The organism is Janthinobacterium sp. YR213, from assembly GCF_900099875.1.
In the GTDB taxonomy this organism is placed as follows: Bacteria; Pseudomonadota; Gammaproteobacteria; order Burkholderiales; family Burkholderiaceae_D; genus Janthinobacterium; species Janthinobacterium lividum.
Window position 1 is genome coordinate 301139 of the sequence record NZ_FNDA01000001.1, and the last position, 11750, is coordinate 312888.

Consider the following 11750-nt stretch of genomic DNA (forward strand, 5'->3'; position numbering starts at 1 on the left):
CGGATGGTCGTGGCATGAGCGTAGCAGATTCCGCACTGGACGGCGCTTCAGTAGCGCGCATCCCTGGGCTTGCCTCCCTTCGGCCAATCCTTGACCTTGTCGGGGAAGTCCGGGCGCGGCATATGCGTAAAATATTCGGCCACGTCGACGGCGTCCTGGTCGGACAGGTTGCCCTGGCCCAGCGGGAATTTCTGGCCGTGGCCCATCACCATATTGGCCTTGACGAAGCCGGCCGCCGTGTAGGTGCGGGCCATGCCGGCGCCGATATTGAAGGAACGGTCGCCCCACAGCGGCGGGAAGGCTACTACGCCATTGGCGCCCTTGATGCCCTCGCCATTCGCGCCATGGCAGACGGCGCATTGCTCGGCATATACTTTTTTGCCATGCACGGGATCGGGCAGCAGATTGCGGTCGATCTTCGCCACGCCGCGTCCCGCCACCTTGTCATTCGCCTGCGTGGCACCCTTCATCCAGTCGATATAGGCGACCATCGCCTGCAGGTCGGGGCCGTCCACGGGCAGCGGCTTGCCGTGCATGGAGCGGCGGAAGCAGCCGTTGATGCGCTCGCCCAGGCTGATGATCTTGCCGGCGCGCGGCGCTTCTGACGGAAAGAAGGCGGAAATACCGAGGAAGGGCGAACCGTTGGCCACCGTGCCGCCATTCAGGTGGCAGCTGCTGCAATTGAGGTCGTTGCCCACGTTTTGCGGCAGGCGCGCGCGCGTTTCCGTCATCAGCTGCATGCCATGGATCAATTGATTGGCATTCGGATCGGCCGTCAGGGCGGCAAAGCGGGGCGTGACGAAGCCGCCCGCGTCCGGCGCCTTGAGCTTGAGCTCCTTGCGCACTTTGGCGATCTGCGCAGGCGTGACGGGCGCGCCTTGATTGCCCCACTTGCCGCGCACAAAGGTGAGGATTTCCGCCAGTTCCGTGTCCGACAGGCGGTCATACGCGGGCATGCCGAAGGAGCGGGGCGAATGCTGCGTGACAGCCGACTGCCAGCCCGTCAGCGCGATATGAATGACGGAGGTGGCATCCTTCGACTGTACCGAGTCGTTCTGCGCCAGCGGCGGGAAGATGTTTTCCACGCCACGGCCGTCGCGGCGGTGGCAGGTGGCGCAAAACTGCAGGTAGCCGAGGCCGCCGCGCGTGTTGTACAGGGCATCGTTGCTGGCCGCCACGAGGGGCGCCGTTTTCTTCGGCGGCGCGGCCGCCCCATTCTTGGCCGGCAAACTGTGCAGGTAATGCGCCAGCGCATCGAGGTCGCCATCCGTGAAGTACTGCGTGCTGTGCGTGATGACTTCCGTCATGCTGCCGGCCGCCGTGCCGAAGCTGTTGCGGCCCGTCTTGAGCAATTGCACGATGTCGCCCGGCGTCCACAGGCTGCGCAGGTTCACCGCATGCCAGCCGTCGAAGGTGAAGCCGGACAGATAATGCTTGCCGCCGCTGCCATCCTGGCCCATGGTCTTTTCCTGGAAGGCCACGCCGCGCGGCGTGTGGCAAGAGCCGCAATGGCCGAGCCCCTGGGCCAGATAGCTGCCCCGGTTCCACATGGCCGACTTGGCGCTGTCGGGCTTGAACGGCGCGTCGTCGAGGAAGACGGCGTTCCACAGCGACAGGCCCCAGCGCATGCTGAACGGCCATTTCATGTCCGTTTCGCGGTTTTGCTGCGCCACGGGCGCCACGCCGCGCTGCAGGTAGGCGTACAGCGCCTGCATGTCGTCGGGCGTGATCTTCGCGTAGGAAGGGTAGGGCATGGCCGGATACAGGTTGTGCCCGTCCGCCGCCACGCCCTTGCGCATGGCGCGGTCGAATTGCGCAAAGGTATATTTGCCCAGGCCCGTCTTGGCGTCCGGCGTGATGTTGGTGCTGTAAATGGTGCCGAACGGCGTTTTGAGCTCCAGGCCGCCGGCCATGGCGGCGCCGTTCGGGCTCGTGTGGCAGGCCACGCAGTCGCCCAGGCGGGCGACATACTCGCCGCGCTTGATCAGTTCAGCCGACGTGACTGATGCGGCCGTAGCGCTGGCGCAGAAAGCCAGCATGCCCAGGAGCATGACGGCAAGCCGGCCAAACAGCGAGGGGGAGGAAGCGGGAGGGCGGCGCGAGCCGCGATGCAGGATGGAAATGGCGTTCATGGTGACCCTTTATTATTACGCGCAAGCTTACGCAGTCGTCACCACGGCGAACATTGGGAGTTTCTTTCGATCGACTAGGTAATTTTGCCTAGTGCATCACGGCAACAATTCGTGTATGCCCATGCACGCCTGCCACCCGCCGCCCGCCTGCCTCAGGCCATGTCCGCATACTCGGGCAGCGTGATGGCATCGGCCTTGGGCGTCAGGAACCTGGCCAGTATCGTCTTGATAATTGGCACATTTGACATGCGCAACATGGCATGGCCAACTGCGATCCCGGCGCGCGAGTGCGGCGAGGCCAGGCGCGGCGCGAAGGTGGGCACGCTTTGCGCCTGGTCAACATAAGGGCGCATGATCGCTTCATATGCGGCAAAGGCTTGCGCGTGATCGTCATGGCGTCCCAGTTCCCCCGCCAGCACGTAGGCGCCGCACATGCCCAGGCTCGTGCCCATGCCGCTGATGGGCGAGGCGCAATAGGCGGCGTCGCCAACGAGCGCGATCCGGCCCTTCGACCAGCGCGGCATTCTGACCTGGGAAATCTGGTCGAAATACAGGTCGGGAGCGGCGTCCAGGGCCGCCAGGATGCGCGGCGTTTCCCACTCCAGCGCGCCGAACTTCTGCTTCAGCAGGGCTTTTTGCTCGGCAATCGGCAGTTTTTCATAGGCGCTGGGCGCTTCCTGGAATGACAGCAGGGCGCGCGTAGTACCCAGGTTATCGGGCCGCAGGCACACGCTCAGGCCGCCAGGGGCATTGAACCAGCGCATCTGGCGCTCATCGCCGGGCGCGCGCGGGATGGTGAAATAGGCCGTGTAGAGCTTGAACGAGCGGCGTTGGACTTCATCCCCGAACACGAGTTTGCGCGTATGCGAACCGACGCCTTCGGCGCCGATGACGAGATCGAACATTTCTTCGCCGCCCTGTTCGAAGCGCACCTTGACGCCATGCGGCAATTCTTCGAGCGCGGCGATGCTGTCGCCAAAGCGGTAGTCGACCGCGTCGCGGCCATGCCCGATCAGCAGCCTGGCCAGTTCCCCCCGCAAGATTTCCAGCTCGGCCACCGGGCCGTTGCCGCCAAAGGCGCCGATGCCGAATGCCGCCTGCGTGCGGTCTTGCGCATCGACAAAGCGGATGCCATCTTCATGCGTGCTTTTGGCGCGGATGGCGCTTTCGAGTCCCATGCGCTGGGCCACCAGCTTGCCTGCGCCGCGCACGTCGATCGTTTGTCCGCCATCGCGAAACTCGGGCGCCCGCTCGACAACGGTGACGTCCATGCCCAGGCGCGACAGCCAGTAAGCGAGGGTGGGGCCGGCGACGCTGGCCCCCGTGACCAGGATTTTTCGTTTCTTCGTCATTTGATCTTCTTTTCTGCTGTGGTTGGCAAGGTGGTCTGGTAAACCGTGATCACTTGCTGGAGAAAGTGTTCTATCGTCGTGCGCTCGTCGGCGGACAAGCCGCTCAGCACCGCGTCCAGTCCGTTGAGCATCGGCGCGATATGCCGGTACGTTTGCGCCACCGAGGCCTGCACCGGATGCACGAGCACGCGGCGCTTGTCGTCCTGCTGGCGTACGCGCGTCACGTGGCCGGCCCGTTCCAGGCGGTCGATGACGAGCGTCACGCCCGCCGTCGTGACGGACAGACGCGAGGCCAGCTCATTCGGAGACAGGGGACCGTGCGTGATCAACTGCTCCATCAATGCCAGGTCGGTCTGGTTGATGCCCATGGCGGTGCTCAGGTGCATCGCCGTTTCGCGCGTCAGGATCGCGATATCCTGCAACTGGCGGCCGATGACATCGCCGGCGATGTGCATGCCGCGTGGATCTTCTGCCGCGAATGTATTCATGTGTGTTTCCTGGTCATGCATGGCTTACCTCAAGTTTTGCAGCGGTGGGAAAGAAAAACGTCACGCCCATGAAGGCGATGAGTATGCAGGTCTGTATCGTCAGTGCGGCACCGAGCGCCAGGTCCGGCGTCATGGTGGGATGCGCGGCAAAGAATGCGCCGCTGAACACGGCCACGCCGATCGAAGCGGCAATCGATTGCACGGCAGACAGCACGCCGGAACCGGAACCGATCTGCTTGTCATCGAGGGCCGCCAGGATGATGCTGAACAAGGCTGCGATCACGAGGCCGGCGCCGATGCCGCAGACCAGCATGCCGGGCACCACATGCCAGACAGAAAATGCCGCGGTATTGCCCAGTTCAAATTGCAGCAGCGCTACGCCGGCAAGCTGGACCCCGGCCCCCAGCTGCAGCACCTTGCGGCCGAAACGCGCCGCCAGGAACGCGCCGCTCAGGGTGGCGCCGCAGGCCGTGCCCACGGCGAATGGCAGGTTGGCAATGCTTGCTTCGCCCGCCGTCAAGCCATGCCCGATCTGCAGGAAGAGCGTCAGGACCAGCTGCATGCCGACGAGCGAACAAAAGAACAGGGCAATGCCGGCCAGCCCGGCCGTGTAGGCGGAGCGCTGGAAGATCGACGTCATGATGAGCGGCGCCTGTCCGGCGCGCACCACCGCGGACTGGCGCAGGCCGAACAGGCCGAGGCCCAGCACGGCCATCGCGATCACCGGCCATCCCCAGGCTGGCCATGCGCCAGCCTCGCCCAGCGGCAAGACCAGGCACACCGACGCCAGCACCAGCAGGCTGGCGCCGGCGAGGTCGATCTTGACGGAGCGGTCGCCCGGACGGCGGGGCAGGTAGCGCCACGCCACCAGGAAACAGGCGATGCCGATGGGAATATTGATGAGGAACATGGCTCTCCAGCCCAGGCCGAACAAATTCGCTTCGAGCAGCATCCCGCCCAGCACGGGGCCGAGAATGCCCGCCAGGCCCAGGATGGGGCCGAAGATGCCAAACACCTTGGCCAGATCCGGCCCCTGGTAGTTTTCACGCAGCAACCCTAAACCTTGCGGCAACAGCATCGCACCGGCCAGCCCTTGCAGCAGGCGACAGGCAATCAGCGCGGCGATGGTCGGCGCCACGGCGCACAGCAGCGAGGCGACGGTAAACGCGGCCAGGCCGTAGAGAAACATGGCACGCCGCCCGAAGCGGTCGCCCAGCCGCCCGCCGAGCACCAGGCCCGCGCCCAGTGCCAGCGCGTAGCCGCCGATGACCCATTGCATCTGGGCCGGGCTGGCGCCCAGCGACCCGATCAATGCAGGTCCGCCGACATTGACGATGGTGGATGCGGCAAGATCCATGATTTCGGAAACGATCATGACCAGTAAAATCGGCCAGCGAGGCAGTGCAACAGTCTTCATTCTAATTAATAGCTAACTTAGTTAGTTATAAAGCGAGACAGTATACGGCCTGCCTATCTTTGTCAATGGCTCAAGCCGGCTTTTCGTTCCACGCCATGATGCGCTCGCGCAGCCAGCGGTGGCCGGGCTCCAGGTGCATGCGCTCGTGCCAGACCATGGCCATCTCGTAGTCGGGCAGGCTGACGGGCGGTTCCCACGTACGCAGGGCGCCCAGCGCATTCTTCAGCAGGCGTGACGGCAGCAAGGCCACCATGTCGGACGCCGCCAGCAGGGGAGGGACGATGAGGAAGTGCGGCACGGACAGCACCACCGTGCGCGTGCGCCCCAGCTGTTCCAGGGCCGTATCGACGTTGCTGCGGAAGCCCCCGCCGTTGGGCGAGACGACGATGAATTCCAGCGCGCAAAACTGCTCGAGGTCGGGCGGCGTTTGCAGCAGCGGGTGGTCGCGGCGGCCCGCCAGCACATAGTGTTCGGTGAACAGGGTGCGATGGCGCAAGCCGGGCGGCGCTTCTTCCTGGGCCAGAAAGCCCAGGTCAACCTGGCCGCTTTCCAGGTCTTGCGCCATGCGCGCCGGCACGGCTTCGAAGACGGCCATGCGCGACAACGGCGCCTGCGCGCGCAGGGCGGGCAGCATCGGCAGCAGGATCGCATACTCGGTGGCGTCGGCCGCCGCCAGGTTCCAGCGTACCTCGGCCGTGGCTGGCTCGAACGCCTGTTCCGGCTGCAAGACTTGCTCCAGCTGGGCCAGCACGGCTTGCAAGGGCGCGAACAGGGCCAGCGCCCGCGCCGTGGGCAGCATGCCGCGCGGGCCGGGCAACAGCAGTGGATCGTCGAAAGCGGCACGCAGTTTGCCCAGCTGCACGCTGACGGAAGGCTGGCTCAGGTGCAGCCGCGCCGCCGCCCGCGTGACATTGCGCTCGATCAACAGCGCATTCAGGGTCAGCAGCAGGTTCAAGTCCATCTTACGCAAATTGTTCATGGCTATACCTTGTATATCAACTATTCATTTCCACTATGATAGCGCAAGCCCTACAGTAGTTCCTGTGATCTCCACTCCTCATCTATTACAGGAATAAACTGATGCAACTCCATGAATATACAAGCTTTGATGGTCTGGGATTGGCCCAGCTGCTGCGCGATGGCGCCGTCTCGGCCGTCGAATTGCACGACGCGGCCGTACGCGCCTGTGCCGCCGTCAACCCGCGGATCAACGCTGTGGTCGAGCTGTGGCCGGCGGATTTGACTGCCATCGACAGCACAGTCAGCACTGCGCCGTTCGCCGGCGTGCCCTTCCTGATCAAGGACGTGGCCGTCACCATGGCCGGCCAGCGCAGCGAAGCGGGCAGCCGCCTGGGCGCCGGCCATGTCGCCGCGCTCGATTCCCACCTGATGACGCAGTTCCGCGCAGCCGGTTTGGCGACGTTCGGCCGCACGAGCACGCCCGAAATGGCCTTTGCCACTACCACGGAACCCGTGCTGTACGGCGCCACGCGCAATCCCTGGAATTTGGCATTGAGCGCCGGCGGCTCCAGCGGCGGCGCGGCAGCGGCCGTGGCAGCCGGCATCGTGCCGCTGGCCCATGCGACGGATGCGGCCGGTTCCATCCGCGTGCCGGCCGCGTCGACGGGCCTGTTCGGCTTCAAACCGAGCCGGGGCCGCGTCTCGAACGGCCCCTCCATGGACGAGATCTTCAGCGGTCTGGGCGTGCAGCTGGGCGTGAGCCGCACGGTGCGCGACAGCGCCGCCTTGCTCGATGCCGTGCAGGGCGTGATGGTGGGCGAGCCGTATGCGACCAGTGCACCGGGCCACAGCTGGCTGTCGCAGGTGAGCGTGGCGCCGGGCAAGCTGCGCATCGGGGTGCAGCGCGCCGCCAGCAATGGCGCCCGGCCCGTGCCCGCCGTCGATGCCGCGCTGGACACCACCGTGCGCCTGCTGCAAAGCCTGGGCCATCACGTGGAAGAAGTGCAAGCCCCGCTGGGCGTGTCGTGGCAAGCGTTCGTGCACGCCAATGCCAGTATCTGGTGTGCCAACCTGGTGCCGTGGATCGATGCCCTGGCGCAAGAGAGCGGGCGCGCCGTGTCGCTGGACAACCTCGAACCGGCGACCCTGGCCTGTTACCGCCATGGCAAGACGATCTCTGCCGTCGATTTCGTGGCGGCCCTCGACATGCGCAATACCGTCACGCGCCAGGCTGGCGCCTTGTTTGGGCAGTACGACGTCTTGCTGACGCCTACCATGCCGGATGTGCCGTGGCCGCTGGGCCGCTATGGCGAAAAGGAGGAACAGCTTGACGGTGTTGGCTGGACGGCGCGCCTGTTCGAGCATTCGCCGTACACGCCGCTGGCAAACGTGGCGGGCTTGCCGGCCATGTCCATGCCCTTGGGCATGTCGGATGACGGTTTGCCGATCGGCATGCAGTTCATGGCGGGCTACGCCAAGGATGGCGTGCTGCTGCGCCTGGCTGGCCAGCTGGAGCGGGCGGCGCCGTGGGCACAAAGGCGGCCGCCCGTGTGGGCAGGGAATTAAGAAGGGGGATTACAGCGCTGCGAGGCGGGCCGCACCGCGGCTTTCCAGGCGAAAGCGGACTTTTTCCCACAGCCGGTCGTGGAAGGGCAGGACGATCACGTTGCAGATCGGCTCGACCACGGCCAGCAAGCCGCCGAAGGCCATGGAACCCGTGGCCCAGTACATGACGCCGAAGGCCACACCCATGTGCAGGGCTGTCTGGCTGAGCTTTTCGCCGGCCAGGGCGGCAATGCCCAGGCGGCTGGCGGCGTAGCGGCGGCGGATCGCGTGCCAGGCTTTTTCGTGCCATGGCAGCAGGGCAACATTAATGACCGGTTCGATGATTGCGGCCAAGCCACCGATTGCCAGCGATCCCGTCAGCAAGTAGGCGAGACCGAAGGCGATCGACATATGCGTGCAGACCTGGCTGAATGTTTTGATGGCTGTAAACAAGGGATGCTCCTCTCTGTTGAATTCGCTTATCCTTGATGTAGATAGTAACGATTCTCATTTACAAAAGGAAGTAAAATATTTCAACTGAACCCATAGATTAAGACTATGAATTGAGAAATATCAATTGTCCTTACTGGATTATGGATGGCGTCAGGCACGTGCGGGGGCAGGGGAGATGCTTCGCCAGGGCATGTGCTGCGCATGTGAGCAGCAAGGCTCCCATGCGCAGTCGGGCAAAGGCTGTTACGGCAGGGTTTTCAGTACATTCTTCGTCGGCACGGAGAAATTATAGTTGTCGTGGCGGTCCCAGTTGATCGACCACGTCATCACGCCGCGGAAGTCCGGATACGCCTGCAGCGGCTTGATGGTGCCGCAGTTGAGCAGGCGCGTCAGGCAATTCAGGGCATTGCTGACGTCGGCATTCGTCGTGAATCCCGAACCGGCCGAACTGCGCCCCGACGGCACGCCGAAGCCCACCTGGTCCGGACGCAGGCCGGCGAAGGTATTGCCGCCATAATTGAAACCCTCGATCAGCATGCGCGCCGTGGCCACCAGCTGGTCGGCCGAGCCTGCCTTGATGGCGCCCGCCGCGTACGGCGTGTAGATGTCGCCATTGTTGTAATACTGCGGGTGCAGCACCGTCAGCTCGCTGCGCAAGGCATTGATGATGGGAATGTAGGCGCCCCAGATGCTGCCATAGCTCGTGTATCCCCCTTCCACATACACCCATTCCGGCGCCATCGACAGGTAGAAGCTGCTGCCGACCTTGGTTTTCAGGTTTTTCACGGCGATCGGCAGATAAGTCTGGATGGCCGCGCCTTGCGCCACGCCGTTTTCCAGGTCCAGGTCGATACCGTCGAAGCCATACTTGGTGATGATGGCGTACAGGCTATTGGTGAAATTGGTGGCTTCAGCCGTGTTGCCGACGGAAACGGAACCGTTCTGTCCGCCCAGCGACAGGATGACTTTCTTGCCTTTCGCGCGCTTGGCGGCCACGTCGGCGATGAATTGCGCTTCCGTGCCCGCGCCCGGATCGATGGTCAGGCTGACATTGCCGCCGCCCGCGTTGTCGCCGAAGGAGACGACGATCACATCCCAGTCATCGCTGACCTGGCTGATCGGATACGTGGCACCGCTGGGGTTGGTGAAGTTGTGCCAGTAGCCGATCAGCGCGTGCTTGGCCAGGCCGGTGGGCGTTGGCGTTGGCGTTGGCGTCGGAGTAGGCGTTGGGGTCGGCGTTGGAGTAGGTGTTGGCGTCGGTGTCGGGGTGGGAGTCGGCGTAGGTGTTGGGGTAGGCGTGGGTGTCGGTGTCGGCGTCGGGGTAGGAGTCGGCGTGCCGCAGTCTCCCACCGCCGTCCAGGGCTGGCCGCTGCCGGCGCCGCCGCTGCTGGTCGACGGATTATTGCCTTGCGTCCACCAGTTGGCCGTGTAATTGACGTTGTTGTAGCTGGCCTGGCCGCCGCCGTTGTAGGCGGTACCGCTGTTCCACGGCGTGTAGCAGGCCACTGCTGCGGTCGCGCCGGCCAGCAACTGGCTCCCGCCACCGCTGGATCCGTCGCCGCTGCCGCCACCGCAGGCGGCCAGGGTACCGCCGAAGAGGGTAAGGATGAGGGTATTCATGACTGTCCGGTTCACTTGCATCTCCTTGTGTGTTTTTAGTATGGCCGGGCGGCTGGACACCGTCCGATTTTTCAGAGTGCAAGCATTGCAGGTGGTAGTCAACTGGTTTTATTCATTGCGCAAGATCACAATACCAGTTGTGGCGTTGCCCCATGAGATGGGCGATGCGGGCCATACCAGTACCTGTTTTCCAGTGCGCTGGTATGGTGTCCGGAATGGTGCCGGGAGCAGGGCGGGGAAGGGAGGAGGACGCCAGGCAAAGTCTATGGCACCGTTTCCTTGCGCAAATCGGCATACGGCACGCGCGACAGGTCCAGCCGCATTTGCGTCAAGGCCACCGTCTGGCGCCGCATCAGGCGGTAGTCCAGCGTGGGGTATGCGAGTGTTGAGACTTCTCATGCAAAATGGGCGGCAAATGCCTGATTTCATTGATATTGCTGGCATTGGAAATACTGGCCACGGGCAGTAATTTACCACCAGGCAAGGCGCTGATCCCGCGTGCCTCATCAGGCAATGTCTCTTTTTCAAGGGTTCCATGTTCCGCTCCTGAAAGAAAACCTGTAACTTCCTGCATGGCAGCGTGCCATGACGAAAATGGAAATAATGAAAAAGATATTGATACTGGGTGCAGGCGGACAGGTGGCGCAGTGGGTCATCCGCGCCTTGGCGGGCCGTGAGGACATCGCCTTGACGTTGTTGTTGCGCAATCCCGGCAAGCTGCCTACGCCAGTCCCGGCCAACGGCACGGTGCTGGCCGGCGACGTGCTGGACCAGCCATTGCTGCGGCTAACGATGCCCGGTCACGACCTGGTCTACGCCAATCTGGTGGGCGACGACATGGAAGACCAGGCCAACAGCATCATTGCCGCCATGCGGGCATCCAGTGTCGTGCGCCTGGTTTTCGTCCTGTCGATGGGCATCTACGATGAAGTTCCCGGAAAATTCGGCGCATGGAACAACGCCAGGCTGGCGGAACACCTGAAACCATTCCGCCGCGCCGCCGACGCCATCGAAGCGTCCGGCCTGGCATACACCATCGTGCGTCCAGCCTGGATGACGGACGAAGACGAAGTCGACTACGAACTGACGCCGCGCCACGCGCCATTCAAAGGCACCGTGGTGTCGCGCAGGAGCGTGGCAGACCTGATCGCCAGCATCATCGAAGCGCCAGACTTGCACCTGCATGCCAACTTGGGCGTGAACAAACCAAACACGGACGGGGACAAGCCGTATTTCATGTAGCTTGTCCAAGCGAAGATACCCAGCGGCCACGACAGCGGCGCGCAGATGGAGAAAATCGCATTTGCGATTGGGTAGTTGGCGAAATGGGGGTTGTCTCAAATCCTTCCATAACTTCGCATAATTTATATTATGTCAAATGAAAGAAGGAGGTGTATGCTACTTTTGGTGCATCGCCCCCATCCTTCTGACGCTTTTATTTTAAAGTACGCGAACAGCATTTTTAGTACTCCAGCTACAGTACTTCAAATCAACCACCTGGGGAGAATTCAAAGGTCCGAGAATCTCTCTGATCAGCGCACACTTGCTGCCCGTGATCATGAAGGCGGGTATTTGACTTTCAGCAAGAAGCCCAATGCCATACTGTGCATTGCAGGCCAAGCGGCCATTGACATCTACTAATGCAGGAACAGTTTGGTGTACGGCTATCTTTTTGACGATCCCGAGTGGCGCTCCTACGTTCATGAAAATCCCGCATGGAATCTTGCCATCGCCAAGAAAAGACAGGACGTTGGCGACGTATACGCTAACCTCCCTCTGCTTC

The 11750-nt window shown here is 63.1% G+C and carries 11 protein-coding genes; 2 read left to right on the forward strand and 9 right to left on the reverse strand.

Annotated elements, in window-relative coordinates; translation table 11 throughout:
- Nucleotides 1–47 precede the first annotated feature (47 nt).
- The 5 genes from BLT98_RS01325 to BLT98_RS01345 all read right to left on the reverse strand — a co-directional run bounded on the left by BLT98_RS01325 (nt 48) and on the right by BLT98_RS01345 (nt 6368).
- Nucleotides 48–2039: a c-type cytochrome gene (locus BLT98_RS01325; RefSeq protein WP_244517433.1), complete on the reverse strand. Its 1992-nt coding sequence runs from the start codon at nt 2037–2039 to the stop codon at nt 48–50.
- A 245-nt stretch (nt 2040–2284) separates the two neighbouring features.
- Nucleotides 2285–3484 (reverse strand): FAD-dependent monooxygenase, encoded by a 1200-nt coding sequence (locus BLT98_RS01330; protein ID WP_092604917.1) that lies wholly within the window; start codon nt 3482–3484, stop codon nt 2285–2287.
- A complete protein-coding gene (locus BLT98_RS01335; RefSeq protein ID WP_083299677.1) occupies nt 3481–3972 on the reverse strand; it encodes a MarR family winged helix-turn-helix transcriptional regulator in 492 nt (163 codons plus the stop codon). The genes BLT98_RS01330 and BLT98_RS01335 overlap by 4 nt, the downstream gene beginning before the upstream one ends.
- A 13-nt stretch (nt 3973–3985) precedes the next feature.
- A complete protein-coding gene (locus BLT98_RS01340; RefSeq protein ID WP_211614780.1) occupies nt 3986–5347 on the reverse strand; it encodes an MFS transporter in 1362 nt (453 codons plus the stop codon).
- 112 nt (nt 5348–5459) lie between these two features.
- Entirely contained in the window at nt 5460–6368 is a 909-nt protein-coding gene (locus BLT98_RS01345) for a LysR family transcriptional regulator (RefSeq protein WP_092604919.1), read from the reverse strand.
- Between the two features lie 101 nt (nt 6369–6469).
- Here BLT98_RS01345 and BLT98_RS01350 point away from each other — a divergent pair, with 101 nt between their 5' ends.
- A complete protein-coding gene (locus BLT98_RS01350; RefSeq protein WP_092604920.1) occupies nt 6470–7915 on the forward strand; it encodes an amidase in 1446 nt (481 codons plus the stop codon).
- A gap of 9 nt (nt 7916–7924) precedes the next feature.
- Here the strand turns inward: BLT98_RS01350 and BLT98_RS01355 are convergent, their stop codons facing one another.
- The 3 genes from BLT98_RS01355 to BLT98_RS28555 all read right to left on the reverse strand — a co-directional run bounded on the left by BLT98_RS01355 (nt 7925) and on the right by BLT98_RS28555 (nt 10541).
- Nucleotides 7925–8347, reverse strand: coding sequence for a DUF2061 domain-containing protein (locus BLT98_RS01355; protein ID WP_092604921.1), 423 nt, complete (start codon nt 8345–8347; stop codon nt 7925–7927).
- Between the two features lie 243 nt (nt 8348–8590).
- Nucleotides 8591–9967 carry a chitinase gene (locus BLT98_RS01360; protein WP_244517344.1) on the reverse strand — a complete coding sequence of 459 codons (1377 nt, stop codon included), beginning with the start codon at nt 9965–9967 and terminating at the stop codon, nt 8591–8593.
- Between the two features lie 352 nt (nt 9968–10319).
- The gene (locus tag BLT98_RS28555) at nt 10320–10541 is read right to left on the reverse strand and encodes a hypothetical protein (protein WP_139178952.1); all 222 of its coding nucleotides are present in this window, start codon (nt 10539–10541) and stop codon (nt 10320–10322) included.
- Between the two features lie 29 nt (nt 10542–10570).
- On the opposite strand from BLT98_RS28555, the gene BLT98_RS01365 reads away from it, so the two are divergent.
- Nucleotides 10571–11209, forward strand: coding sequence for an NAD(P)H-binding protein (locus BLT98_RS01365; RefSeq protein WP_092604922.1), 639 nt, complete (start codon nt 10571–10573; stop codon nt 11207–11209).
- 198 nt (nt 11210–11407) lie between these two features.
- On the opposite strand, the gene BLT98_RS29045 is transcribed toward BLT98_RS01365, so the two are convergent.
- A complete protein-coding gene (locus BLT98_RS29045; RefSeq protein WP_170846255.1) occupies nt 11408–11671 on the reverse strand; it encodes a hypothetical protein in 264 nt (87 codons plus the stop codon).
- Nucleotides 11672–11750 lie beyond the last annotated feature (79 nt).